29 protein-coding genes are annotated in these 22,693 nt (G+C 63.4%); 14 read left to right on the top strand and 15 right to left on the bottom strand.

Annotation, left to right across the window (positions count from 1 at the left end):
* The first annotated feature begins 121 nt into the window (after positions 1-121).
* The 3 genes from EJ070_RS11865 to EJ070_RS11855 all read left to right on the top strand — a co-directional run bounded on the left by EJ070_RS11865 (position 122) and on the right by EJ070_RS11855 (position 2,968).
* Positions 122-1,147 (top strand): class I fructose-bisphosphate aldolase, encoded by a 1,026-nt coding sequence (locus EJ070_RS11865; RefSeq protein ID WP_126091534.1) that lies wholly within the window; start codon positions 122-124, stop codon positions 1,145-1,147.
* Positions 1,148-1,306: 159 nt separating this feature from the next.
* The gene (locus EJ070_RS11860) at positions 1,307-2,047 is read left to right on the top strand and encodes a thioredoxin family protein (RefSeq protein ID WP_126091533.1); all 741 of its coding nucleotides are present in this window, start codon (positions 1,307-1,309) and stop codon (positions 2,045-2,047) included.
* Positions 2,048-2,233: 186 nt separating this feature from the next.
* On the top strand, positions 2,234-2,968 hold the full coding sequence (locus EJ070_RS11855) for an SGNH/GDSL hydrolase family protein (protein ID WP_126091532.1): 735 nt from the start codon (positions 2,234-2,236) through the stop codon (positions 2,966-2,968).
* Between the two features lie 6 nt (positions 2,969-2,974).
* Here EJ070_RS11855 and EJ070_RS11850 read toward each other — a convergent pair whose 3' ends face one another.
* Positions 2,975-3,136 carry a hypothetical protein gene (locus tag EJ070_RS11850; RefSeq protein ID WP_096874765.1) on the bottom strand — a complete coding sequence of 54 codons (162 nt, stop codon included), beginning with the start codon at positions 3,134-3,136 and terminating at the stop codon, positions 2,975-2,977.
* Positions 3,137-3,338: 202 nt separating this feature from the next.
* Here EJ070_RS11850 and EJ070_RS11845 point away from each other — a divergent pair, with 202 nt between their 5' ends.
* The gene (locus tag EJ070_RS11845) at positions 3,339-3,503 is read left to right on the top strand and encodes a hypothetical protein (protein ID WP_126091531.1); all 165 of its coding nucleotides are present in this window, start codon (positions 3,339-3,341) and stop codon (positions 3,501-3,503) included.
* A gap of 222 nt (positions 3,504-3,725) precedes the next feature.
* On the top strand, positions 3,726-4,445 hold the full coding sequence (locus EJ070_RS11840) for a YafY family protein (RefSeq protein WP_059189944.1): 720 nt from the start codon (positions 3,726-3,728) through the stop codon (positions 4,443-4,445).
* A 170-nt stretch (positions 4,446-4,615) separates the two neighbouring features.
* Here EJ070_RS11840 and EJ070_RS11835 read toward each other — a convergent pair whose 3' ends face one another.
* Positions 4,616-5,317, bottom strand: coding sequence for a DUF1013 domain-containing protein (locus EJ070_RS11835; RefSeq protein WP_126091530.1), 702 nt, complete (start codon positions 5,315-5,317; stop codon positions 4,616-4,618).
* Between the two features lie 172 nt (positions 5,318-5,489).
* On the opposite strand from EJ070_RS11835, the gene EJ070_RS11830 reads away from it, so the two are divergent.
* Positions 5,490-5,774 (top strand): hypothetical protein, encoded by a 285-nt coding sequence (locus EJ070_RS11830; protein WP_189350492.1) that lies wholly within the window; start codon positions 5,490-5,492, stop codon positions 5,772-5,774.
* Between the two features lie 2 nt (positions 5,775-5,776).
* Here the strand turns inward: EJ070_RS11830 and EJ070_RS11825 are convergent, their stop codons facing one another.
* Positions 5,777-5,917: a DUF1127 domain-containing protein gene (locus EJ070_RS11825; protein WP_095778147.1), complete on the bottom strand. Its 141-nt coding sequence runs from the start codon at positions 5,915-5,917 to the stop codon at positions 5,777-5,779.
* A gap of 236 nt (positions 5,918-6,153) precedes the next feature.
* On the bottom strand, positions 6,154-7,167 hold the full coding sequence (locus EJ070_RS11820) for an NAD(P)H-quinone oxidoreductase (protein WP_126091528.1): 1,014 nt from the start codon (positions 7,165-7,167) through the stop codon (positions 6,154-6,156).
* Between the two features lie 107 nt (positions 7,168-7,274).
* Here EJ070_RS11820 and EJ070_RS11815 point away from each other — a divergent pair, with 107 nt between their 5' ends.
* The 3 genes from EJ070_RS11815 (at position 7,275) to EJ070_RS11805 (ending at position 9,126) form a co-directional block, all read left to right on the top strand.
* Positions 7,275-7,469 carry a DUF1192 domain-containing protein gene (locus tag EJ070_RS11815; protein WP_126091527.1) on the top strand — a complete coding sequence of 65 codons (195 nt, stop codon included), beginning with the start codon at positions 7,275-7,277 and terminating at the stop codon, positions 7,467-7,469.
* A gap of 102 nt (positions 7,470-7,571) precedes the next feature.
* Positions 7,572-8,819 (top strand): MFS transporter, encoded by a 1,248-nt coding sequence (locus tag EJ070_RS11810; RefSeq protein ID WP_126091526.1) that lies wholly within the window; start codon positions 7,572-7,574, stop codon positions 8,817-8,819.
* Between the two features lie 31 nt (positions 8,820-8,850).
* A complete protein-coding gene (locus EJ070_RS11805; RefSeq protein WP_126091525.1) occupies positions 8,851-9,126 on the top strand; it encodes a metalloregulator ArsR/SmtB family transcription factor in 276 nt (91 codons plus the stop codon).
* Between the two features lie 23 nt (positions 9,127-9,149).
* On the opposite strand, the gene EJ070_RS11800 is transcribed toward EJ070_RS11805, so the two are convergent.
* From EJ070_RS11800 to EJ070_RS11785, 4 genes are all read right to left on the bottom strand, one after another.
* On the bottom strand, positions 9,150-9,614 hold the full coding sequence (locus tag EJ070_RS11800; RefSeq protein WP_126091524.1) for an SRPBCC family protein: 465 nt from the start codon (positions 9,612-9,614) through the stop codon (positions 9,150-9,152).
* Between the two features lie 10 nt (positions 9,615-9,624).
* Entirely contained in the window at positions 9,625-9,960 is a 336-nt protein-coding gene (locus EJ070_RS11795) for a metalloregulator ArsR/SmtB family transcription factor (protein ID WP_126091523.1), read from the bottom strand.
* A gap of 6 nt (positions 9,961-9,966) precedes the next feature.
* On the bottom strand, positions 9,967-10,623 hold the full coding sequence (locus tag EJ070_RS11790; RefSeq protein ID WP_126091522.1) for a glutathione S-transferase family protein: 657 nt from the start codon (positions 10,621-10,623) through the stop codon (positions 9,967-9,969).
* An 88-nt stretch (positions 10,624-10,711) separates the two neighbouring features.
* The gene (locus EJ070_RS11785; RefSeq protein ID WP_126091521.1) at positions 10,712-11,536 is read right to left on the bottom strand and encodes an alpha/beta hydrolase; all 825 of its coding nucleotides are present in this window, start codon (positions 11,534-11,536) and stop codon (positions 10,712-10,714) included.
* A 92-nt stretch (positions 11,537-11,628) separates the two neighbouring features.
* On the opposite strand from EJ070_RS11785, the gene EJ070_RS11780 reads away from it, so the two are divergent.
* Positions 11,629-12,147: a helix-turn-helix domain-containing protein gene (locus EJ070_RS11780; protein ID WP_126091520.1), complete on the top strand. Its 519-nt coding sequence runs from the start codon at positions 11,629-11,631 to the stop codon at positions 12,145-12,147.
* A gap of 135 nt (positions 12,148-12,282) precedes the next feature.
* Here the strand turns inward: EJ070_RS11780 and EJ070_RS11775 are convergent, their stop codons facing one another.
* From EJ070_RS11775 to EJ070_RS11765, 3 genes are all read right to left on the bottom strand, one after another.
* On the bottom strand, positions 12,283-12,684 hold the full coding sequence (locus EJ070_RS11775; RefSeq protein WP_042641631.1) for a hypothetical protein: 402 nt from the start codon (positions 12,682-12,684) through the stop codon (positions 12,283-12,285).
* A gap of 236 nt (positions 12,685-12,920) precedes the next feature.
* Positions 12,921-13,103 (bottom strand): 50S ribosomal protein L32, encoded by a 183-nt coding sequence (gene rpmF / locus EJ070_RS11770; RefSeq protein WP_126091519.1) that lies wholly within the window; start codon positions 13,101-13,103, stop codon positions 12,921-12,923.
* Between the two features lie 330 nt (positions 13,104-13,433).
* Positions 13,434-14,141 carry a transglycosylase domain-containing protein gene (locus tag EJ070_RS11765; RefSeq protein WP_126095712.1) on the bottom strand — a complete coding sequence of 236 codons (708 nt, stop codon included), beginning with the start codon at positions 14,139-14,141 and terminating at the stop codon, positions 13,434-13,436.
* Between the two features lie 129 nt (positions 14,142-14,270).
* On the opposite strand from EJ070_RS11765, the gene EJ070_RS11760 reads away from it, so the two are divergent.
* Positions 14,271-15,188: a polyprenyl synthetase family protein gene (locus EJ070_RS11760; protein WP_126091518.1), complete on the top strand. Its 918-nt coding sequence runs from the start codon at positions 14,271-14,273 to the stop codon at positions 15,186-15,188.
* Positions 15,189-15,233: 45 nt separating this feature from the next.
* Here EJ070_RS11760 and EJ070_RS11755 read toward each other — a convergent pair whose 3' ends face one another.
* The gene (locus EJ070_RS11755) at positions 15,234-16,127 is read right to left on the bottom strand and encodes a LysR family transcriptional regulator (protein WP_126091517.1); all 894 of its coding nucleotides are present in this window, start codon (positions 16,125-16,127) and stop codon (positions 15,234-15,236) included.
* A 105-nt stretch (positions 16,128-16,232) separates the two neighbouring features.
* Between EJ070_RS11755 and EJ070_RS11750 the strand changes: the two genes are divergently transcribed.
* The 3 genes from EJ070_RS11750 (at position 16,233) to EJ070_RS11740 (ending at position 18,170) form a co-directional block, all read left to right on the top strand.
* On the top strand, positions 16,233-16,967 hold the full coding sequence (locus EJ070_RS11750; RefSeq protein WP_189350490.1) for an SDR family oxidoreductase: 735 nt from the start codon (positions 16,233-16,235) through the stop codon (positions 16,965-16,967).
* 63 nt (positions 16,968-17,030) lie between these two features.
* Entirely contained in the window at positions 17,031-17,927 is an 897-nt protein-coding gene (locus EJ070_RS11745) for an SDR family oxidoreductase (RefSeq protein ID WP_126091515.1), read from the top strand.
* 24 nt (positions 17,928-17,951) lie between these two features.
* Complete coding sequence (locus tag EJ070_RS11740; RefSeq protein WP_126091514.1) at positions 17,952-18,170, top strand: 4-oxalocrotonate tautomerase family protein; 219 nt, start codon at positions 17,952-17,954, stop codon at positions 18,168-18,170.
* Positions 18,171-18,401: 231 nt separating this feature from the next.
* Here EJ070_RS11740 and EJ070_RS11735 read toward each other — a convergent pair whose 3' ends face one another.
* From EJ070_RS11735 to EJ070_RS11725, 3 genes are read right to left on the bottom strand one after another with little or no spacing between them, the layout of a single operon-like run.
* On the bottom strand, positions 18,402-19,562 hold the full coding sequence (locus tag EJ070_RS11735; protein WP_245464852.1) for an ABC transporter permease: 1,161 nt from the start codon (positions 19,560-19,562) through the stop codon (positions 18,402-18,404).
* Between the two features lie 55 nt (positions 19,563-19,617).
* A complete protein-coding gene (locus EJ070_RS11730) occupies positions 19,618-20,361 on the bottom strand; it encodes an ABC transporter ATP-binding protein (protein ID WP_245464851.1) in 744 nt (247 codons plus the stop codon).
* Positions 20,362-20,372: 11 nt separating this feature from the next.
* Positions 20,373-21,842, bottom strand: coding sequence for an efflux RND transporter periplasmic adaptor subunit (locus EJ070_RS11725; RefSeq protein WP_126091512.1), 1,470 nt, complete (start codon positions 21,840-21,842; stop codon positions 20,373-20,375).
* Positions 21,843-22,693: the final 851 nt, after the last annotated feature.

Genomic DNA, 22,693 nt, shown 5'->3' with positions numbered 1-22,693 from the left:
CGACCGATCAAATTTCCCGTGCTCGAGAACTAAGACTTTCAATCGATTCGAGCTTTCCGGTGTCATTCCTTTGGCGGTAGTGTTCTGCTAGGCGCGGAATACAACCGTCAAGGAGAGCACCATGAGCGAACGTCTCGAAGACATTGCCGCCGCGATCGTAGCCGATGGCAAGGGCCTTTTGGCCGCCGATGAGAGCTCCGGCACCATCAAGAAGCGCTTCGACGTCATCGGCGTGGAATCGACAGCCGACAGCCGGCGCGATTACCGCGAGATGATGTTCCGCGCCAAGGAGGCGATGACCAAGTACATTTCCGGTGTCATCCTCTATGACGAGACCATCCGCCAGAAGGCAGCCGACGGCACGCCGCTGGTCGACATCATCAAAGCCTCGGGCGCCATTCCGGGCATCAAGGTCGATCTCGGCGCCAAGCCTCTCGCCGGCTTTCCCGGCGACACCGTCACCGAGGGCCTCGACGGCCTGCGCGAGCGGCTGGCGGACTATTGCAAGCTCGGCGCCCGTTTCGCCAAATGGCGCGCGGTGATCGACATCGACACCGCCAAGGGCGTGCCTTCGATGACGTCGATCGGTTCGAACGCGCATGCTTTAGCCCGCTATGCAGCGCTCTGCCAGGAGGCCGGCATCGTGCCGATCGTCGAGCCGGAAGTCCTGATGGACGGCGCCCACGACATCGACACCTGCTACAAGATCAGCAAGTCGATGCTGCTGAAGCTCTATAGCGAGCTTTATGCGGCGCGCGTCGTGCTGGAAGGCACCATCCTCAAGCCGAACATGGTCCTCTCCGGCAAGAAATCGGGCAAGACCGACAGCCCTGAAGAGGTAGCCGAGAAGACGATTAAATTGTTCCGCGAGACCGTGCCGGCGGCCGTGCCCGGCATCGCCTTCCTGTCCGGTGGCCAGGACGACGAAGAGGCGACGGCCAACCTCAACGCCATCAACGCCATCGGCCCGCACCCGTGGAAGCTCTCCTTCTCCTACGGCCGGGCCTTGCAGGCGGCCGCGCAGAAGGCCTGGAGCGGCAAGGCGTCGAACGTCGCCGCCGGCCAGGCAGCCTTCATCCACCGCGCCCACATGAACCATCTGGCGGCGCTCGGGAAATGGAAGCCGGCGCTGGAAAAGGCCGCCTGACACGGTTTCTTCAGTAGCGACGAAAACCCGGGCCCCCAGCCCGGGTTTTGTTTTTCGCGGCCGCCATCCCCACTTTGAGGCTGCGTCGGAAAACGACGCCGGCCATGTCGGATCGCGCCGATGTCGAACGTCCTTGGCAGGAGAGGACAGGAGATAGTCATGCATCGCAATGCCGTCGTTTCGCGGGAGGACTGGTTCGAGGCGCACAGAAAGCACCTCGAGCGCGAAAAGGAGCTGACGCGGTTTCGCGACCGCATCGCCGCCGAGCGGCGGCAACTGCCCTGGCTCAAGCTGCGCAAGGACTATGTCTTCGAAAGCGAGCAGGGACCGAAACGATTTGGAGAACTGTTCGCCGGCAAGAGCCAGCTGATCGTCTACCATTTCATGATGACGCCGGGGTCCGATCATCGCTGCGAGGGCTGCTCGTTCCTGGCCGACCACATCGACGGCGCCGACCAGCATCTCAGGCACCACGACGTGTCGCTGGTCGTCGTTTCGCGGGCGCCGCTGGCCGAACTCCTGCCCTACAAGCAGCGCATGGGCTGGAAATTCGACTGGGTGTCGTCCTATGCGTCGGACTTCAACTTCGACCTGCAGGTCTCCTTCACCGACAGGCAGATCGCGGCGGGCGAGACGATCTACAATTTCGAGAAACGTCCGCTGCGATCGAAGGACCTTCCCGGCACCAGCGTCTTCTATCGCGACGAAAACGGCGACATCTTTCTCACCTTCATGTCGCGCGCCCGCGGCGGCGATGCGCTGATCGGCGCCTACCACTATCTCGACATGACGCCGAAGGGCCGCGACGAGGCCGGCCCTTATCACGGCCTTATGGACTGGGTGCGGCTGCACGACGAATATCAGGACAGGATCAAGGATCGGCCGGACTGCTGCGAGTGACCGGCTCGTTCACCTCGGCCGAAACATGCGCCAGAGCAATTCCAGGAAAAGTGTGAAACGGTTGCGCTCGGCGCCCTCGCCGCAGCCTTCCGTCCGGGCTTGCGTCAAAATAAAGAGATAGAGCGGTTTGCCGTTCCATGAAACGGCGAACCGCTCTATGGCTTTCCGCCATTCAATGGATTTGCCATGCAGCGACTGCTAGCTCTCCTCACCTGGCTCGCCTTCCCGGTCTATGTCTGGCAGGGCCTTGGCGTGCGCCGCCGCACCAGCCGCATGCTGCCGGCGCGCGGGCCAGTCCTGCACGAGATCGCCGGCAAGGCGCCGGCAATCGCATTGCTGGTCTTGGGCGATTCTTCCGCGGCATCCGTGGGCATCGAGCAATCGGAATACGGGCTCGCCGCGCAGCTTGCCGGCCTGATTGCGGAGCGCACCGGCCATGCCGTGCGCTGGCGCGCCGCCGGCTTCAACTCGGCGACGTCGGGGCAGATCCGGGATTATGTCCTGCCCAACCTGTCGGCGAATCCCTGGACGCATATCGTGCTTGCCGTCGGCACCAACGACACCAAGAACTTCCATTCCGTGCCGCGCTTCAAGAAGGAGTTCGGCGGCCTGCTTTACGCGTTGCGCGCCAAATGGCCGGAAGCGCGTGTGGTCTGGTCGCCGGTGCTCGAATTCACCCGTGCCCCGGCAATGCCGCCGCTGCTCGGCAAGATCCTCGAAATCCGCGCTATCGCGATGAACCGGATGGGCGTGCGCCTCTGCAACGAACGCGGCGCCGTTCCCGCCGCGCGCCTGCCGATCACCAATCCCGAAGCCGGCTTTGCGTCCGATGGCTTCCATGCCTCGGAAGCGGGCTATCGCGCCTGGGCGGAGCATCTGGCGGATTTGGTGCTCGACGACCAGAACCTCAGTCCGGTTTGAGGATCCTCAGGCCCAATGGCCCAGCACAGCGGCAAGCGAGATCGCGGCCATGGCAAGCAGCGCCAGCTTCCAGAAGTCGCCCCGACGCTTCAGCCCGGGCCAGCCCAGCGGCTTGATGATCTGGATGAGCATGATGCCGATGATGACAAGGGCAAGAAGTTTCGTCATGCCGCCTTTGACCAGCATCGGCGGCGGCTGTCAAAGCGGTTCTTGACGCTTCCGACAGCCGCATTGCTCCTGACAGACAACCGGTAACCCAAGGCTGCGCCAATCTTTCCGACGCCTGCTCCGACGGCCTGCCAAGCTCCTGACAGACTGCTGTCAGCAGGGGTGTGAGATACTCCTCTCATCGAAAAAGAGGAGCCTGGCCATGAACGGTTTTACCATCCTGCGCAGTGTACAGAACTATGTCGGCAAGATCCGCACCGTGCGGAACGAGATCCGCACCCAGCGTTTCCTGAACACTTTGCCGGCGGATATCCGCAAGGACATCGGCTGGCCGGACCTTTATGACGGCCGCATGCGTAAGAACTGAAATTTTTCGGCGTACGACTTGGATAGCGGCCGTGTCGCGCCCAGATGTAATGTCGGTTGAATTACCGGGTTTCAGGAAAGAAGCCGTTGTTCCGTGGCGGATTCCTGTCAGCCTCCTGACAGTATGTTGTCAGGAGGCCTGCGTTATTGAAGCAGCCTCGAACCTGCGGGAACCGGTTTGGGGACCGCGGCATGCATAGAACCGAGATCAAGGGGTCACACGATGCGCCGCGCCGACAGGCTATTCCAGATCGTACAGCATTTGCGCGGCGGCCGGTTGGTCACGGCGCAGAAGCTCGGCACGTGGCTCGAGGTTTCCGAGCGGACCATCTACCGCGACATAGCCGACTTGCAATCGACCGGCGTGCCGATCGACGGCGAGGCGGGTGTCGGCTACATGATGAGGGAGGGTTTCGACCTTCCGCCGCTGATGTTCACGCGTGACGAGATCGTGGCGCTGGTCGCCGGCGCCCGCATGGTGCGCGCCTTCGGCGGCGCTGCTATGGCGAGGGCCGCCGACGAAGCGCTGGTCAAGATCGGCGCCGTGCTGCCCGATACGGAAAAGGACCGCATAGCACGCACCGAGATCCACACGCCGATGTGGGTGGTGAGCGACGCGGCGCGGGAAGCGATCGACCTGATCGAACGCGCCATCGAGAAGCGGCAGGTTCTGACCATCGACTATTCGGATGAGGCCGGCCGCGGCACCGCCCGCGACATCAGGCCATTGGGACTTTGGTTCTGGGGCAAGGTGTGGACTCTGGTCGCCTGGTGCGAGATGCGCGACGATTTTCGCGCCTTCCGCATCGACCGCATCGCCTCGGTTGTCATCGCCGGTCGCATCTACAAGCCGGAGCGCGGCAAGCAGCTCGCCGACTTCTACCGCGCCGTGGAGCGCAGCGAGGACTACGGCATGGCGCCCGACCGCGCGGCACGGACGTGACTTCCGCTTTCTCCTTCTCCCCTTGTGGGAGAAGGTGGATCGGCGCTTTAGCGCCGAGACGGATGAGGGGTGTTCCAGCGGAGTGAGACGCTGGCTTTCCCTGGAGCACCCCTCATCCGTCGCCTGCGGCGACACCTTCTCCCACAAGGGGAGAAGGTAAGGCAGCGCCCTTACTCCTCTTCCTCGTCTTCTTTCTTGTCCTTCGACTTCAGCGCCGAAAGCTTGGCGAACACGGCATTGGCATCCAGTTCCTGGTCCTCGTCCTTCGGCTTTTCCGGGGCCGGCACCAGCCGCTCGGTCAGCGCCGCCGGCAGCAACGTATCGCCGGCAACCGGCTGCGCCTGCTCGCGGCCGCGCGAGGCGCGGTTGACTTCGAGGTCGAGGTCGATCTGCGAGGTCAGGCCGAGGGTCACCGGATCCATCGGCTGCAGATTGGCCGAGTTCCAGTGCTTGCGCTCGCGGATCTGCTCGATCGTCGATTTGGTGGTGCCCACGAGACGGGCAATCTGCGCGTCCTTGAGCTCGGGATGGTTGCGCACCAGCCACAGGATTGCGTTCGGACGGTCCTGCCGCTTCGACAGCGGCGTGTAGCGGGGACCCTTGCGCTTCGTTTCCGGCACCCGCACCTTGGGGTCGGACAGCTTCAGCCGGTGGTTCGGGTCCTTCTCGCCGCGCGCGATCTCGTCGCGGGTGAGCTGGCCGGTCATGATCGGGTCCATGCCCTTGATCCCCTGCGCCGACTCGCCGTCGGCGATCGCTTTGACCTCCAGCGGATGCAGCCCGCAGAACTGCGCGATCTGCTCGAAGGAGAGCGCGGTGTTGTCGACCAGCCAGACGGCGGTCGCCTTGGGCATCAGCAGCGTATTGGCCATGTTAAAAATCCTTCTCGTTCGCCCGCGTTCCCGCGCGGGCGGTGGTTTTAGAGCCACCAAAATGGGAAATTCGCGGCCTGTATAAACGCTCCGTCACGATTTCGCAATGTTTTTGGGGAGGAGCGGCCTAGCGCATGACCCCGAAAATCGGAATCGATTTTCGGAAAGGATCATGCGCAAGATCAAAAGTGCTACAGCGTCCTTTGCGCGTCCGAAAGGACGCGCGGCGCTGTGGTGCATGTCGCCCAAAAGTGTGCAGCGGTTTTGGGAGAACGACATGCACAAAACAAAAAACCCACAGCGCGTCGCTCGAATTCGTTTCGAGCGGCGCGCTGTGGGCTCCAAAAGACAAAACCCGCTGGACGAGGTCCAGCGGGTTCGGAACCGGAGACGAGCAAGCGTCTGCGACGGCTCTGGCTTCGAGGTCGCAGCCCGGCTTGCGCCGGGTCGCGCTTGAAATCAAAGAGCCTGGCGGGCGATACGCTCGATGTCGGCGCGGTTGATGCCGAGGTCGTTCAACTGGCGGGCGTTCAGCTTGTTCAGCTCACGCACGGTTTCGTTGTACAGGCGCCAGTTGCGGAAAGCGCGGATCGGGTTCATTTCAGTCCTCCATTCGTGGGGTCAGTTGTTTCGATGCCGCGTAGATAGGCATCGCTGCCCAGAAATTGAACGGACGCTTTTGCATGGCGGCAATGCATTTGTTGCAATGCAGCATTAGTAAAGGGAGTAGGGGAGTAGGGCAGTAAGGGAGTAGGATAGTGGGGCCACTGGCCCCGCCTCACCCTACTCCCTACCCCCTACCCCCTACTCCGCTACTCCCCTACTCCCCTACTGCCCTACTCCCCCACATCGAGCACGATCTTGCCGATATGCTCGCCCTCCTCCATCCGCTCATGCGCTCGCCAGGCTTCCGTCAGCGGGAAGATCATGTCCATGACCGGAGCAACCTTACGGGTGCCGAGCAATGGCCAGACCTGAGCCTCGAGCGCGGCCGCGATGGCCGCCTTGAATTCGACGGTGCGCGGGCGCAGCGTCGAACCGGTATGGACAAGGCGTTTGACCATGAGCTTTGCGAAGTCGGCGCTTGCGACAGCGCCGGCCTGCACCGCGATCTGGACGATGCGCCCTTCGATCGCCGCCGCATCGTAGTTGCGCGCCACATAGTCGCCGCCCACCATGTCGAGGATGACGTCGGCGCCCTTGCCCCCGGTTGCGTCCTTGACTTCGGCGACGAAGTCCTGCTCCCGGTAGTTGATCGCCCGGTCGGCGCCGAGCTTCAGGCAGGCGTCGCACTTCTCCTTGCTGCCGGCCGTGGTGACGACATAGGCGCCGAACGCCGAGGCCAGTTGGATGGCCGTGGTGCCGATGCCGGACGAGCCGCCATGGACGAGCAGCGTCTCGCCCTTCTTCAACCCGCCGCGCTCGAACACATTGTGCCAGACGGTGAAGTAGTTCTCCGGCACGGCGGCGGCTTCCGAATAGGTGAAGCCGGCCGGGATCGGCAGCACGCTGCCGGCGTGGACCTTGACATATTCGGCATAGCCGCCGCCGGGCGTCAGCGCGCAGACCCGGTCGCCGATGCGCCAGCGCGATATCTCGTCGCCGAGCACGGCCACTTCGCCGGCCACCTCGAGACCCGGCAGGTCCGAGGCGCCAGGCGGCGGCGGATAGACGCCCTTGCGCTGCTGCACGTCCGGCCGGTTGACGCCGGCGGCGTGCACGCGAATGAGGATTTCGCCGGGACCTGGCGTGGGCACGTCGCGCGTCTCGGGCTTCAGCACCCTGGGGCCGCCCGGCTGCGAGATCGCGATGGCCGTCATCTTCGCCGGAATCTTCTGTCCGCTTGCCATGGTGTCCCGTCTCCTTGTGCCGTTGGCCGGCTATTTGCATCGGCGCCCTTGCCCTATGTATGCTGATTGCCAAATCAGGCAAATGGCCAAGTGAGGGAGGAGCGACGATGGCGATCTTCGACGACGAACCCAAGAAGAAGCCGCGCCCGCACGAGATCGGCCAGGATCTCTCGCTGCTGTCCGTCGACGAATTGTCCGAGCGCATTGCCCTGCTGCGCGATGAAATCGCCAGGCTGGAAGCCGAGCGGACAGCCAAGGGCACTACCAAATCAGCTGCCGAGGCGCTGTTTCGCCGCGGATAATCCCGGCGTCGTGCCCGTCTGCCCCGGAAAAGCCTGAAAGCGACTGCCAGACCTTCGCTCCGAAACAGACCTGCGCTTCGAAATTTCCAGCCGGATCAGCCCATGTTCGCAACCTACCGACCGATCCTCTCGTTGCTGCGCGGCACCGCGTTCCTGCTGGCGGCGTCGGGCCTGCACGGCCTGCTGCTGCCGCTGCGCGGGCAAGTGGAGGGATTCTCGACCGCCTCGCTCGGCCTGATGGGCACGGCCTGGGCCGGCGGCTTCGTCACCGGCTGCTTCTTCGCGCCGCGCCTTGTTCGCCGCGCCGGCCATGTCAGGGCGTTCGGCGCCTTTGCCGCCTCGGGGGCGATCATCGCGCTGCTTACCGGTCTCATCATCGACGAGTATTTCTGGATCCTGCTGCGCGCCTTCACCGGCTTCACCATGGCCGGCGCCTTCATGGTCATCGAAAGCTGGCTCAACGAAAAGGCCACCAACGAGAACCGCGGCACCGTCTTCGGCCTCTATATGATGGTCACCTATGCCTCGATCATGGGCGGCCAGATGATCGTCGCCGGCGGCGACGTGAAATCGGCCTCGCTGTTCATGATCACCGGCATCCTGTTCTGCCTGTCGCTCATTCCGACCGCCGTCTCGACGCAGTCGCATCCGAAGCCGCTGCAGGACGTCAAGCTCGACGTCAAAGGACTCTATGCCAATTCGCCGGTCTCGGCGGTGGCCTGCCTTCTGATCGGCATCGCCAATGGCGCCTGGGGTACGCTCGGCGCCGTCTATGGCGCCCGTATCGGCATCTCCACCGCCGAGATCGCGCTGATGATGAGCCTGGTGGTTGTCGCCGGCGCGGCCATGCAGCTTCCCGCGGGGCGGCTTTCCGACACGACGGACCGCCGCTTCGTGCTCGCCGGCGCCGCCTTCGGCGCGGCGCTCTTCGCGGTGCTGATCTTCCTGATCGAGCCGCATTCGGGCGTCTTCGTCATCGTGCTGACCGCCTCCTATGGCGCCTTCGCCTACACGCTCTACTCGATCGCCGTCGCGCATGCCAATGACCACGCGCGGTCGGAGGATTTCGTCAAGGTTTCGGGTGGCCTGCTTCTGCTCTACGGCTTCGGCACGATGATCGGACCGCTGCTTGCGGCCGCCCTGATGGGCTGGCTGCGGCCGGAAGGCCTCTTCCTTGCAACCGCGCTCGCCCATCTCGCTCTCACCGGCTACACGCTGCTGCGCATCCGCGCCCGCGCGCCGGTTCCGATCGAAAACCGCGATGCCTTCAAGACGCAACCGGCCGATCGTGCGGTCACACCGGAAGCCTTGCGGCTCGATCCGCGCACAAAGGTTGAAACCGACAGTTGAGATTTGGAGAACTTTGCCCCACAAATAAGGCATGATGTTTTCCGACGCCTTCGTGGCGATAGCCGATCCCAACCGGCGCTATCTCTTGGAAGAGCTCCGGCGCGGTCCCAAGACGGTGAACGAATTGGCGGCCGGGTTGCCCGTTTCACGCCCGGCCGTTTCCCAGCATCTGAAGGTCCTGCTCGACGCCGGCCTGGTCAAGGCCAGGGCGGAGGGCACCAGACGCGTCTACGCCGTCAGCAGCGCCGGCTTCCTCAGGCTCAACGTCTGGCTCGACCAGTTCTGGGAACTGTCGCCTGGAGAGTGATCGCTGGCCACCAGCCGGAGGCCTCAGTTCGCTGCCTGCAGCGCCGCCCCAAGCGCGTCGAGCAGTTCGCCCGTGCCATGCTCGCGTGTGCCCGGCTTATCGTGGCCGTCGAAGAAGGCTCCCTGCTCTGTCAGGATAAGTCGCATACCCTTGCCTTCCGCGATGAGCTCGATCGTCGCAAGCGACACCGAGACCCGGGTTTTGCCGAACAACAGCTCGTAGCTGTAGACGATGCGCCGGTTCGGCACGATGTCCTGGTAGACCGCGTTGTAGAAATGCATCTGCCCGTCGCTCGGGCAGCCGGCATTCACCTCCTTGCCGCCAACGCGGAAGTCCATCTCATGCCGGTTGGGCTGCGGATTGTCCGGATCGACAAACCAGCGCTTCTTGGCCGCCGGATCGCTCAGCGCGAAATAGACCTTTTCGGGCGCCGCCGGATAGACGCGCTCGATGACAAAGGTGGAGTGGACGACGGATCGTTCGGTCATGACATATCCCTCAGGTTTCTAGCTTGGTTTCCGAAAGATATTCGCCAAGCCGGTCGAGCCGGCGCTCCCAGGCGAGACGCCGCTCGTTGATCCAGTGCTCGGCGGCCCTGAGCGCCTTCGGCTCGATCCGGCAGGTGCGCACCCGGCCAAGCTTCTCGGTGCTCACCAGGCCGCTCGCCTCGAGGACGTTGAGATGCTGGACGACGGCCGACAGCGACATCGCCAGCGGCTCCGCCAGCTGACTGACCGAGGCCGGTCCGCGTGACAGCCGTTCCACCATCTGGCGCCGCGCGGGATCCGCGAGCGCCTGGAACATCAGGTCGAGCTGGGCGGGATCGTGCAGCATCTCGCTCTAACCGTTGTTGTAGGGGAAGAACTTGAAATAGGGCTGCGCCTCCTCGATCACGCGGGCGAAGGTGGGGCGCTCGAGCAGACGATCATGATAGCGTTTCACGGTGGGGAATCTGTCGCCGAACGGCTCGACCTTGTTGGCATAGAACAGCGCCGGCGAGGCCGCGCAGTCGGCCATGGTGAAGGTCTCGCCGACCGCCCAAGTCTTTCCCTGCATTTCCTGTTCGATGATGGCGTAGGAATTGCGGAGCTGCTCACGCGCCTGCTCGACCCCGAACGGATCGGTCTTGTCTTGCGGCCGCAGCCGGTCGCCGACGATCTTCTGCATCGGCTCCTGCACGTAGAAGTCGTAGAAGCGGTCGGACTGGCGAACCTTGATGGCGAGGTCGATGTCGGCGGGGATAAGCTCGACCGGCCCGGGATAGTAAGCGGCGAGATATTCGATGACGATGGTCGATTCCAGTACCGTGCGGTCGCGCGCATCGTCGCGCAGGGCCGGCATCTTGCCTGCCGGCGAAACCTTCAGGAAAGCCGCGCGCGATTGCTCGTCGCCGAGATCGACGATCACCGGCGTAAAGGGCGTGTCGTTCTCGTAGAACGCGATCAGCGGCTTCCAGCAGAAGGAAGCAAGCGGATGGAAATGCAGCGTCAGGGACATTTTTTCTCCTGTCGTCGGGCGCGCTTAATACTGAAGTGATCACTTAACTATTTTCACAGACCACCAGAGTCAAGGTTGATCCTCGCGGTTAGCGATGCGCCGCGATGGCTTCGATGATTTGCGGCCAGTCGTTGCGGTGCAGCTCGTGGCCGCCGCCTTCGATCCGCACCAGCCTGGCGCCGGGAACCGCATCGGCAAGCGCCTCGCCATGTTCGATCGGGAAGATCGGATCGGTGACGCCGTGGATAACGAGCAACGGCACCGTCAAATCCTTTATCCGCCGCTCCGGACCGCCACCCTTGAGCAGGAAATGATTGGTGGCGCTGCCGAGGCCCCCGGAGCGATCGCAGTCCTCCTCGATCGCCGCGCGTGCGCGTTCCTCATCGAACGAATGCCGGCTGCTCGCCAGCGCCCGCGCGTCCTTCACCATGTAACGAAGCACCTGCTCCCGATCCGACCAATCGACATCGGCGCCTTCCGCCGAGTGCTCCTTGTAGGCTTGGCTTGTGCCGGGCAAACCAGACGTATCGACGCCGAGCGGCGAGCTGGAGATGACAGTGAGCGCGCTGACGCGCGCCGGATATTTCAGCGCCACGATCTGCGCGATCGTGCCGCCCATCGACATGCCGACGACATGCGCCCTACCGATATTGTGGTCGTCGAGCACGCGGATGGCATCGTCGACCATGTCCTCGAACGTATAGGGCGGCGTGCCCGGCTTGTATTTGGTCGACTGGCCGGTATCGCGATTGTCGTAGCGGACGACGAAGCGGCCGTGCCCGGCGAGCTGCCGGCAGAAGGCTTCCGGCCACCACAGCATCGAGGCCATGGCGCCCATGATCAAAAGGATCGCTGGATCGGCCGGATCGCCGAAGGTCTCCGAGACGATTTCAGGGCGCGGCAAAGCGGTCATCGTTCTCTTCTCCTAATCTGATTGCATTTTGCAATCAGTTGCATGATAATCAGACCGATATCATAATGCAACCGGTTTTCTTGGAGACTGTCATGAGCATTGACCGCCGGTCCGGCTGCCCGATCAATCTGTCGCTCGAGGTTTTTGGCGACCGCTGGAGCCTGATCATCCTGCGCGACATGATCTTCGGCGGCAGGCGCCATTTCCGCGAGCTGCTCAACGGATCGCTGGAAGGCATCGCCTCCAACATCCTGGCCGACCGGCTGAAGCGGCTGATGGAACTGGGCCTTTTGACCAAGGCCGACGATCCCAGCCACAAGCAGAAGGCGATCTACAGCCTGACCGAGATGGCGATCACCCTGGTGCCGATCATGGCGCATCTCGGCGCCTGGGGACGGGTATGGCTGCCGGTCAGCGAGGAGCTTTCGATCCGCGCCGAGCTGCTCGAAAAGGGCGGCCCGCCGCTGTGGGAGCAGTTCATGGACGAACTGCGCCACGAGCATCTCGGCGCGCCGGTGAAGACGCCGCCGGGCACGCCGACCGTGCGCCAGAAACTGCAGGCTGCCTATGAAGCGGCGGTCGCCCGCAAGGCCGAGGCCGCTGCAGGCTGACCGCGCCTAAAGCATGTCTCCCGAAAGTGGGAACCGGTTTCGGGACAAAGACATGCGTAGAATCAAAAACCTAAAGCGCACGGAGCGAATCTGAAAGATCGCGACGCGCTTTAGCGCCGCAGGTCGCCGGATGCCTTAGTTCAGATTGATGTCACGGCTGGCCGACCGCATCGACACCGAGAAGCCGGCGAGCACATCGAACAGCGCGATGATCATCAGCGTGAAGAACACCGAATGCGCCGCACCCTTCACCAGCAGGAACTCGACCAGGAACGCGATGAAGACCAGCGTCGACAACAGATGATCCAGGATCGATGCATTGGTGGTGCGCACCGATTTTGAGATCTCGATGAACAGGAAGATCAGTCCGATCAGCACCATCAGGTCGCCGAGCGTCATCGAGAAGACGCCGCCCGACATCATGCGGAACGAGAACATTTCGGTCATCCACGGATCGTCGCCGCCGCCGAACAGCCCGAGCAGTCCGAGATTGTAGAGGACGAAAGGCACGATGAGCAGCGGGATGGCACCGAACATCTGGGCGTCTCCAATGGGGCACCCTTTTGTAAAATCCGCGGCAGAGACGCCGTCAAGGTCTTTCGCGGCCGGCGTCGAACACGCTCTAAGACCTAATGAAATAAGGATGTCAGCCGGTTGCCCTTGCCTTGCCGCAGCCTGCGCGATCCACTCCGAAATTCATCAACCATCTGTCGAACGCAAAAAGACCGGCCAGAGGCCGGTCTTTTGAAAACGTCACAAACCGTGGAAGCTTCTCAGCTTTCCTTCGGCTCCAGGACCTGGCGGCCGCGATACATGCCGGTCTTCAGGTCGATGTGATGCGGGCGGCGCATTTCGCCGGAATTCTTGTCCTCGACATAGGTCGGGGCCTTGATGGCGTCGGCCGAGCGGCGCATTCCGCGCTTCGACGGAGAGGTTTTTCTTTTTGGAACGGCCATGGATATGCTCCACTACATGGTCAAAATGCCCCGTGAACCCTCGCGAAAGGGCCGCATCGAGGCCATAATCTGAGAAAGTCGGGTGCCTATACACGCCTAGCGCCGTTTTGGCCAGCGCTGTGGCAAAAATTTTTGCCGAACCAGCAAAAGAGCTAGGTGTGTCGAGATTCAGGTCAGGCCGAGCCGAGAACGGTGGCTTCCGAGAACCGGCCTACGCCGGCCGGAGCCTTAATTTAGCTGCCACGCCATTCGTGAATGCTTCGGCCGGCGAAGGCCGGAAGCGGAGGAAGCCGCCGTTCGCAGGCCGGCCTCACCTGAATATCGGCACACCTAGTCCAGGCAGCCGACATAGGCGCCGGACCTGCCGGCGCGCCGCTCGATCAGATTGGCGAGCCGTCTGAGCCCCGGCCCCGGCTTGGCCGGGTTGCGGGCGATCGGGTTGGGCAGGCTGACGGCGAGAAGTGCGGCCTGCCGGCGCGACAATTGCTTGGCCGAGACGCCGAAATGGTGCCGCGCGGCGGCCTCGATGCCGTAGATGCCAGGCCCCCACTCCGCGATGTTGAGATAGATCTCCATGATCCGCCGCTTCGACATCACCGCGTCGAAATAGACGGCCAAAGGCAGCTCGACCACCTTGCGCACGCTGCCCAGCGGCCGCGACCACAAGAAGAGATTCTTCACCGTCTGCATGGTGATGGTGGAGGCGCCGCGCGTTGCCTCGCCGGCAAGCGCATCGTCGACCACGCCGCGCAATTCGCCGAGATCGACGCCGCGATGGAAGCAGAATTGCCCATCCTCCGACATGATCACCGAATGCGCCAGCACCGGCGCCACGTCGTCGATCGACACCCAGCGCCGGTCGTAGCCGGAGAAAGTCGCGAGATCCTTCAGCATCAGCGTCGAGACAGGATGCACGAAGGACGGCAAATAGAGGAAGGTGAGCACGACCGGTATCGCCGCCAAAATGATGGCCACGACCAGGCAGCGCCGGCCAAGGCGCTTGAGACCGGCGCGGTTCAGGCGCCGTGGTCGCGCCATGTCCAGCCCTTCGATTTCATGTTCGACGATCGGTTCCGACAAGCCGCCCCACCCGTGCCACGCGCCCAATCGGCATAAAGCTGCCAGGCTTCTTGCGCAATGTCTGAGTGTCGGCTACCGGTCCCGGCCATGACGAAAGACGACCATATGGCCTTCGAAACCGCGTTTTTTGCGCGCGCCGCCGCAATCGAGGTCCTGCTCCGGCAGATCCTCGACGCGCCTCTGCTTTCCGGCGAGATCGCCCGGCCTGAACGCTTGATGGCGGCGATGCGCCATGGCGTGCTCAACGGAGGCAAGCGGCTCCGCCCTTTTCTGGTCATGGAAAGTGCCGCTCTCTTTTCCGCCGATGGCGAGGCGGCGATGCGCATTGCTGCGGCGCTCGAATGCGTGCACTGCTATTCGTTGATCCATGACGATCTGCCGTCGATGGACAATGATGACCTGCGCCGCGGCCAGCCGACCGTGCACAAGGCCTTCGACGAGGCGACCGCCATCCTCGCCGGCGACGCGCTGCTGACTTTGGCCTTCGACATCATCGCCGACGAGGCGACCGCTCTGCCGGCCGAGCGCCGGACAGCGCTCGTGCTGGCGCTTGCGCGTGCCGCCGGAGCCGGCGGCATGGTCGGCGGTCAGATGCTCGACCTCGAGGCCGAGCGCAGGCGCCCGGACGAAGCCGGCATCATCAGGCTGCAGGCGATGAAGACCGGCGCGCTGATCCGCTTCGCCTGCGAGGCCGGAGCCATCGTCGCCGGCGCGCCCGCCGCCGATCGTGAAAGACTGGCGGAGTTCGGATCGGCCATCGGCCTTGCCTTCCAGCTCGCCGACGACCTGCTCGACCTCACTGCGGACGCCGAGCAGATGGGCAAGGCGACGAAGAAAGACGCCGCCGCCGGCAAGGCGACGCTCGCCGCGCTGCACGGCCCCGACTGGGCGCGCGAGCAGCTCCACGGCCTGATCGACCAGGCGCATGCACTGCTCGATCCCTATGGCGAGGAGGCGGCCCTGCTCAAGGCCGCGGCGACTTTCGTGGCGACGCGCAACAGCTGAACTGCGGTGCCGGCAGACCACGCCAGCCGGGCACCGATCCGATCGTCACAGCCTTGCCTCGGCGAAAATGCGCGATGCCCACTCCAGAAAGGCGCGCAGCCGCGGCGCGAGCTGCCGGTTTTGCGGATAAAGTGCGAACAACGGCGTCGGCGTCGGCGGAAAATCCTCCAGCACCTCGATCAGCGTCCCGTCGGCCAGATCCTTTTCCAGCCGGTAGCGCGGTGCTTGCAGCAAGCCGAAGCCGAGGCGCGCCAGCGCGGCGGCGGTGTCCGAATTGTTGACCCTTACCCGCCCCGGCAGCGTTGCCCGATGCACCTTTGTGCCGACGGTGAACTCCAGCGGCAGCACTTCGCCGGTGCGCGAGGAGACGAAACCGATGGCCTGGTGGCCGTCCAGCGCATCAGGCGACGCCGGCACGCCGTGCCTCTCCAGATAGCCAGGGCTGGCGCAGGTGATTTCGCTGATCGTCGCCAACCGTCGCATGATCATGCCGCTGTCCTGCGGTTCACCGGCGCGGATGACGCAGTCGACGCCTTCGCGCACCAGGTCGACCAGCCGGTCGCCCTGGCCTATATGCAGATCGATCTCGGGATAGCGTTCGAGGAAGACGGGCAACCCCGGCAGCAGGAATCGCTGCGTGAGCAGCGGATGCGCGTCGATGCGCAACAGGCCCCGCGGTTCGGCGCTGCGGAACCCGGCTTCGGCATCCTCCACCTCTCCAAGGATAAAAAGGCAGCGCTCGTAATAGGCCTGCCCGTCGAGCGTCGTGGCGACATGGCGGGTCGTCCTGTCCAGCAGACGCGTGCCCAGATGATCCTCCAGCTGCTTGATCGCCTCGGTGGCGGTCGAGCGCGGCAAGCCGAGATCGGCGGCCGCCGCGGTGAAATTGCGCCGCTCCACCACGCGAACGAACAGCCGCATCCTGTCGAGTCGATCCATGTTAGATTGTTCGCCCCATCCGAATACTGCTGTCAATAGCGGGCCGATTATCCGGCAGAGGGTACAGTCTATATCCGTTCCACAACAAACGAACGGAGATCGATCATGCAGAAGACAAGAGCCGCGATCGTGACAGGCGCGTCGAGAGGCATTGGCGCGGCGATCGCCAAGCGACTCGCCCAAGAGGGCATTGCCGTCATCGTAAACTATGCGCGCGGAAAGGACGCCGCCGACGAAGTCGTTTCGGCGATCGAGGCTGCCGGCGGTACCGCTCTCGCGGTGCAGGCCGATATTGGTGAACCGACCGGTATGACCGCTTTGTTCGATGCGGCCGAAAAGGCATTCGGCGGCACCGACATCCTCGTCAACAACGCTGGCATGATGAGGCTGTCGTCAATCGCGGAGACCGGAGATGGTGAGTTCGAACGCCAGCTTGCGATCAATCTCGGCGGATCATTCCGCGGTATGCGCGAAGGCGCGCGGCGGCTGAACGACGGCGGACGCATCATCAACTTTTCCTCGAGCGTGGTGGGCTTCTACCAGCCGAACTATGGCGTCTATGCCGCAACCAAGGCCGGCGTCGAAGCCATGACGCACATCCTGGCCAAGGAACTTGGCCCGCGCCGTATCACTGTCAATGCCGTCGCCCCCGGCCCGGTCGGTACCGACCTCTTCACCGACGGCAAGAGCGCCGCGCAGATCGAGGCAATCACCAAACTCATTCCGCTCGGCAGACTTGGCCAGCCGGACGACATCGCCAGGCTCGTCGCCTTCCTTGCCGGTTCCGACAGCCAATGGGTCAACGGCCAGGTCATCCGCGCCAATGGCGGCGCGATCTAAGGGCAATCGGCAAGACTTCGCAGCGGTTTCGCGTCCGGAACTGCGTAAAAAAGAAGGTACACGATCATGCAGCAGACAATTCTCATCACAGGCGCGTCCAGCGGCTTCGGCGCAATGACAGCGGAGGCGCTCGCCAGAGCCGGCCACCGGGTCTACGCCTCGATGCGGGATCCGCAAGCGCGCGGAGGCGCGGCGGCCGCCGCAATCGAAAGGCTGGTGCGTGAGGAAAAGCTCGCGCTCAGCGCCATCCAACTCGACGTGCTCTCCGAACCGTCGATCGATGTGGCCGTCAAAACCATCCTCGCCGAAGCCGGCCGGATCGACGTCGTCATCCACAATGCCGGGCATATGGTTTTCGGACCGACCGAAGCCTTCACGCCCGAGCAATTGGCTGCGCTCTATGACGTCAATGTGCTGGGCACCCAGCGCGTCAACCGTGCGGTCCTGCCGCATATGCGCTCGCTCGGCCAAGCTCTGATGATATGGGTCGGATCGAGCAGCACCCGCGGCGGCACGCCGCCCTTCCTTGCACCATACTTTGCCGCCAAGGCGGGCATGGATGCGCTGGCGCAGAGCTACGCGCTGGAACTCGCCCGTTTCGGCATCGAGACGACCATCGTGGTGCCGGGCGCCTTCACAAAGGGCACGGAACATTTCGCCCATTCCGGCAAACCGGACGACACCGAACGCGCCGCCGCCTATTGGTCGGGACCGTATGCCGGCGCGGACGACAAGGCGCTCAAGGGCCTTGCCGGCTTGGAACCCGCCGATGCCGATCCCTCAAAGGTCGCGCAGGCCATCGTCGATCTCGTGGAGATGCCGCATGGCCGCCGGCCGTTCCGTGTCCATATCGATCCGTCCGATGACGGCGCGACCATCGTCAACGGCGTCGCCGATCGCGTCCGGACGCAGCTTCTGGAGCGCATCGGCCTCGCCGACCTTCTCCATCCAGCGCTGTGAAATCCAACCCGAAGGAACCTGGAAATGCCATTTGCCAACTTCAAGATGCCCGAAGCCGCCCTCACAATAGCGCAGAAGGAAGACCTCGTCCACAAGACCACGCAGATGTTTGTCGAATATTTCGGCGAGGATGTGCGTCCCTACACCATGGTGCTGATCGAAGAAATTCCCGATGGAGGCTATGGCCGCGCCGACGAAGTCTTCATTCTTCCCGATGCCTACCGGGCCAAGGATATTGCTTGATTTGAACCGGGCGAGCCGCTTGCCGAGCGGCTCGTTTCAAGTTGATCCATCGGCGGCGCTCTTTTCCGCCGATGGCGAGGCGGCGATGCGCGTCGCGACACGCAATAGCTGAAGCGCGAGCGATTAACGCCCTTTCGGCTTTGTCAGCCATGCTCCAGGAGCGACTGCTCGCCGCCAGGTCTCGAATAACTGCGGTAGCTTCGATGCTCCGACCGCGGCCGACCCGGAAGGTCACTCAGCGCGCAAGGCGTCGATAGGCTGAAGCCGTGCCGCCTTGCGGGCGGGATAATAGCCGAAGAAAACACCCACGCAGGCGGCGAAACTGACGGCCAGCAGCACCGCGCTGATGTCGATGACCACCGGCCATCGGGCAAAGGCGCCGATGCCGGTTGCGGCGGCGATGCCGACAAGCGCGCCTAGCATTCCACCCAGCGAGGCGAGCGTCATTGCCTCGACGACAAACTGGACAAGGATGTCGCGTCGACGCGCACCGACCGCCAGCCGGAGCCCGATCTCGCGGGTGCGCTCCGTCACCGTCACCAGCATGATGTTCATAATGCCGATGCCGCCCACCACGAGCGAGACCGAGGCGACGGCGGAAAGCAGCAGCGACACGACTCGCGTAGTCGAACCCTCGAGATCGGCGGCTTCCGCAAGGTTGCTGATCATGAAGCTGTCTTCCTGACCTGCCCGCAACCGGTGACGTTGCCACAGGAGATCGCGGATGGCTGCCATCGCATCATCGGCCGATAACCAGTCGGCGAACTTGACGGTGATATTGTGCACGAGGGCGGGATTGGCCCGGCTCGTGCCGACAAATTGGCGTCGTGCCGTTCTCAGCGGTACCAGCGCCACATCGTCTTGGTCCTCACCCCAAACGCTTTGCCCCTTCCGCTCCAGCAGGCCTATGACCGTGAACGGCACGCCACGAATGCGGATAGCAGAGCCGACAGGATCGGTCTCGCCAAACAGCTTCTCGCGCATCGTCGTGCCGAGGAGCACCACGTTGGCGGCGCGTCGGTCGTCGTCCGAGGTCATCTCCCGACCCGCGATCACGCGCCATTCCCGCGCCGTAAAATAGCCGGGCGTCACGCCGCGAAGCACGCCTTGCCAGTTCAGCGATCCGACGGTGAGCTGCTCGCGGGCATGCAGTAGTGGTGCCGCCACGACCACACCGGGGATCTCCGATTGGATCGCTAGCGCGTCGTCTTCGCTCAGCTGCGGCGCGGCGCCGCTGCCCAAACGCACGCTGCCCATGCGCACACTGCCTGGCGTCACCACGATAAGGTTCGCGCCGAGGCTGCGGATCTGGGCCGCGATTCGGTCGCGAGCGCCGATCCCCACCGCGATCATCACGACGACGGCGGCAACACCGATGACGATGCCCAGCATGGTGAGCGTGCTGCGCAGATGGTGAGCGCGAAGCGACCGCAGAGCTGTTCTGACGCTACCGGGCATTGCTGCGAACCAGCGACAGATGGCAGGTGTCGCCCGAATTCAAGCCGCTCCGCGTCTCGGAATCCTCAGGCACCACGCGGCCATCTCGGAAGGTCACGATGCGATCGGCATTGGCGGCAACCTCTGTCTCGTGCGTAACCACAACGACCGTCAGGCTTTCACCATTCAGATCGCGGAAGATACTCATGATCTCCTGCCCGGTCTGGCTGTCGAGCGCACCGGTCGGCTCGTCGGCAAGCAGAACCAAGGGCCCGGTGACCAGAGCGCGGGCAATGGCGACGCGCTGCTGCTGACCGCCCGACAGCTCGGCCGGCTTGTGACTCGCCCGGTTCGCCAGACCGAACTTTTCGAGCATCGCAAGCGCGCGCCGGCGGCGCTCGCCCGGCCACATACGACGATAGAGGAGCGGCAGCTCGACATTTTCCAGGGCGCTGGCACGTGGCAGCAGATTGAATGACTGAAACACGAAGCCGACGCTGCGGTTGCGGATAGCCGCGAGCGCATCGTGATGAAGGCGGCCGACATCGATCCCATCCAGCCGGTATCTGCCTTTGGTCGGCCGGTCGAGGCAGCCCAGGATGTTCATGAAGGTGGATTTGCCCGAACCCGACGGTCCCTTCACGGCGACGAATTCACCCTGCTGGATTGTCAGGCTCACGCCGTCGAGCGCTCTGATCCATGAGCCGCCGATGCGGTAGCTGCGGTGTACGTCCTCGACTTCGATCAGGGCCACGGCGAGCTCTCTCACTGAAAGCGGAACCTGATCAGCACGGAAGACGCCTCGTCCTCCGGGCCGGGTGCGGCGGGCCCAACGATCACCGGCTGCGTCTCGGTGAGATCGCCAGCCACAACCTCCGTCGTTCGGCCGTCAGTGATCCCGAGACGAAGCGGTACCGGCCTTGGTTCATCATGCGGTCCCAACACGAACACCTGGCCGGCCGATCCAGGCTCTATGCCGCGGTCCGCTGCGAGCTTGGATGAAGGGATAACTGCGAGGCGACGCCCGTCCGGCCTGGTATCCTTCGGGCGGAAACGCAGGGCGGCATTGGGCACTTTGAGAACATGTTCCCGTCTTGCCACCACCACTTCGAGATTGGCGGTCATCCCCGGCAGCAGAAGCTCTTCCGGGTTTTCGGCAGCCACCACAACGACATAGGCGACGACATTCTGCACGATTTGCGGCGCCTTGCGGATCTGCTTCACCGAGCCGCCGAAAACGCGATCGGGATAGGCATCAACAGTGAAAGTGACTGGCTGTCCTACGGCAAAACGACTGATATCGGCTTCGACCACCGTTGCTTCGACCTGCATCTGCGTCAGGTCTTTGGCTATGGTGAACAGGATCGGCGTCTGCAAGCCCGCCGCCAGTGTCTGACCGCCGCTCACCGCACGATTGACCACTGTGCCGGTGACCGGCGCTCGGATATACGTCCGCTCAAGATCGATCCGGGCCTGCCGAAGCATGGCTTCCCTCTGCTTGACCTGGGCCAGCATGTTGGCAAGCTCCGCATCAGCCATGCTGACGCTTGATTGGGCGGCGCGGACGGCGGCCAGTTGCGACAACTCCTCCGCGCCGATGGATGTGGCCTGTGCTTCAGCCGATTCGTGCGCGTTCTGGGTGCGCTCCCATTCGCCTGCCGTAATGACATTGCGCTGTGCCAACGGTCGCTTGCGTTCCATGTCCTGGAGCGCCTCGGCAAGCCCTATTTGCGCACGCCTGTTCTGACCCACCGCCGCTTCATGCTTGGCTTCAGCGGTCTCCAGTTCGGCCCGGACTCGTTCGATCTGCGCCTGCTGCACCAAGACCTGCGTCTGCGCCATCTCCAGTTCGGCTTCGGCCTGGGCCACCCGGGCCTCATACATTTCCGGTTCGACACGCGCGATGACCTGGCCCAAGGTCACCTTGGAATTGAAATCGGCGTAAAGCTCCTTGATCCGGCCGGAAAGCTGAGACCCGACTTCCACGACCACCAGTGCATTGAGCGTACCGGCGGCTTGCACGGTCGTAACGATGTCGCCCCGCTCCACAACTTCGGTTTGGTATGCCGGCCTCTTCAGCGCTTCGGAGTGCGTAGGCTTCACCTGCATCAGCAGCTGCCGGAAAGCTGATGAAATCTGCTCGGCCCCCGACGTCAGCGACGGTGCGAGCGAAGCCTCCGGCATCGTTGCCGCGCCGACGATCACCGCCGCAAACAGGACACTGCGCATCATCATGTGCGACCTAATCCATATCGCCGGGAGGGCGGGGCTCTCCCGGCTGTTCGCCCTGGCTCGTGAGCGGGCGGGACTTCAACTACCCATAGCTTCGCGTCAGGCAATGACCACGCCGCATCAAATGCAGATACCCGAGGCGAGACATTCCGGCCATTACTTGCAATGCCCCGGATTGCCGGTGCAGCTCGTCTCGGTCTTGTTGCCCAAATTGCCTTGGCCGCTTGAAGTATCCGTCGTCGCCGTGCCGAACGCGTTGCCGTTCACGTCCTTTGTCGTCGTGTTGCAGACGCAATCGGGCGTCGACCCTGTCTTCGTGCAGGAAGCCACCCCGGCATCGCCGCATAGGTCTGTGCACTGTGTGGCCGAGACGCCGGGGCACAGATTCTGCGCTCCCGCGTTGCCTGTGCCAAGCATGAGCGCGCCGCCCAGGGAAACGGCGGTTGCAACCGCCAAAAACAACTGTCTACACATGTGTTACTCCCTTGTTGGCCAGAGTCACCATCTCCCTCATCGCAGGTCACCTCTGGCAGTGACCTGCAGACAAAAGAAAAGCGATACACTCCGGTCTTGACCGGAGCGGTCTGTCTTCAAGGCATGTTCGGGGAGGAGGCACTAACGGCGGCAGCTAGACCGCCGCGCCTCCTGACACTCTTCTGGATGCGGACATTTTACCCATGCGCAAACGCGGCGCCGATCCGACAACTGGATCGCGGCGCGCAGCAACGCACCCTCCAGTTCTTTAAGTTGGTGTGTCAATCAACCGGTAACAAGACGGATTATATTAGCACTTAATTAACTAATTGCAAAGCGCGTTTCATATACGTCAGGTAGCTGCTTGTGGGGTGCACTAC

This window comes from Mesorhizobium sp. M1E.F.Ca.ET.045.02.1.1, assembly GCF_003952485.1.
GTDB lineage: Bacteria > Pseudomonadota > Alphaproteobacteria > Rhizobiales > Rhizobiaceae > Mesorhizobium.
This window is presented reverse-complemented; position numbering and strand designations above follow the sequence as displayed.

Coding starts and splice junctions, on each gene's coding strand:
- EJ070_RS11740 (WP_126091514.1), top strand. CDS start 17,952: ATGCCATTTGCCAACTTCAAGATGCCCGAAGCCGCCCTCACAATAGCG.
- EJ070_RS11795 (WP_126091523.1), bottom strand. CDS start 9,960: ATGCTGCACGATCCCGCCCAGCTCGACCTGATGTTCCAGGCGCTCGCG.
- EJ070_RS11790 (WP_126091522.1), bottom strand. CDS start 10,623: ATGTCCCTGACGCTGCATTTCCATCCGCTTGCTTCCTTCTGCTGGAAG.
- EJ070_RS11835 (WP_126091530.1), bottom strand. CDS start 5,317: ATGGCCAATACGCTGCTGATGCCCAAGGCGACCGCCGTCTGGCTGGTC.
- EJ070_RS11725 (WP_126091512.1), bottom strand. CDS start 21,842: ATGATGATGCGCAGTGTCCTGTTTGCGGCGGTGATCGTCGGCGCGGCA.
- EJ070_RS11785 (WP_126091521.1), bottom strand. CDS start 11,536: ATGACCGCTTTGCCGCGCCCTGAAATCGTCTCGGAGACCTTCGGCGAT.
- EJ070_RS11820 (WP_126091528.1), bottom strand. CDS start 7,167: ATGGCAAGCGGACAGAAGATTCCGGCGAAGATGACGGCCATCGCGATC.
- EJ070_RS11755 (WP_126091517.1), bottom strand. CDS start 16,127: ATGGATCGACTCGACAGGATGCGGCTGTTCGTTCGCGTGGTGGAGCGG.
- EJ070_RS11865 (WP_126091534.1), top strand. CDS start 122: ATGAGCGAACGTCTCGAAGACATTGCCGCCGCGATCGTAGCCGATGGC.
- EJ070_RS11760 (WP_126091518.1), top strand. CDS start 14,271: ATGACGAAAGACGACCATATGGCCTTCGAAACCGCGTTTTTTGCGCGC.
- rpmF (WP_126091519.1), bottom strand. CDS start 13,103: ATGGCCGTTCCAAAAAGAAAAACCTCTCCGTCGAAGCGCGGAATGCGC.
- EJ070_RS11735 (WP_245464852.1), bottom strand. CDS start 19,562: ATGCTGGGCATCGTCATCGGTGTTGCCGCCGTCGTCGTGATGATCGCG.
- EJ070_RS11845 (WP_126091531.1), top strand. CDS start 3,339: ATGAACGGTTTTACCATCCTGCGCAGTGTACAGAACTATGTCGGCAAG.
- EJ070_RS11850 (WP_096874765.1), bottom strand. CDS start 3,136: ATGACGAAACTTCTTGCCCTTGTCATCATCGGCATCATGCTCATCCAG.
- EJ070_RS11860 (WP_126091533.1), top strand. CDS start 1,307: ATGCATCGCAATGCCGTCGTTTCGCGGGAGGACTGGTTCGAGGCGCAC.
- EJ070_RS11840 (WP_059189944.1), top strand. CDS start 3,726: ATGCGCCGCGCCGACAGGCTATTCCAGATCGTACAGCATTTGCGCGGC.
- EJ070_RS11810 (WP_126091526.1), top strand. CDS start 7,572: ATGTTCGCAACCTACCGACCGATCCTCTCGTTGCTGCGCGGCACCGCG.
- EJ070_RS11780 (WP_126091520.1), top strand. CDS start 11,629: ATGAGCATTGACCGCCGGTCCGGCTGCCCGATCAATCTGTCGCTCGAG.
- EJ070_RS11800 (WP_126091524.1), bottom strand. CDS start 9,614: ATGACCGAACGATCCGTCGTCCACTCCACCTTTGTCATCGAGCGCGTC.
- EJ070_RS11825 (WP_095778147.1), bottom strand. CDS start 5,917: ATGAACCCGATCCGCGCTTTCCGCAACTGGCGCCTGTACAACGAAACC.
- EJ070_RS11855 (WP_126091532.1), top strand. CDS start 2,234: ATGCAGCGACTGCTAGCTCTCCTCACCTGGCTCGCCTTCCCGGTCTAT.
- EJ070_RS11750 (WP_189350490.1), top strand. CDS start 16,233: ATGCAGAAGACAAGAGCCGCGATCGTGACAGGCGCGTCGAGAGGCATT.
- EJ070_RS11805 (WP_126091525.1), top strand. CDS start 8,851: ATGATGTTTTCCGACGCCTTCGTGGCGATAGCCGATCCCAACCGGCGC.
- EJ070_RS11830 (WP_189350492.1), top strand. CDS start 5,490: ATGCGCAAGATCAAAAGTGCTACAGCGTCCTTTGCGCGTCCGAAAGGA.
- EJ070_RS11775 (WP_042641631.1), bottom strand. CDS start 12,684: ATGTTCGGTGCCATCCCGCTGCTCATCGTGCCTTTCGTCCTCTACAAT.
- EJ070_RS11815 (WP_126091527.1), top strand. CDS start 7,275: ATGGCGATCTTCGACGACGAACCCAAGAAGAAGCCGCGCCCGCACGAG.
- EJ070_RS11765 (WP_126095712.1), bottom strand. CDS start 14,141: ATGGCGCGACCACGGCGCCTGAACCGCGCCGGTCTCAAGCGCCTTGGC.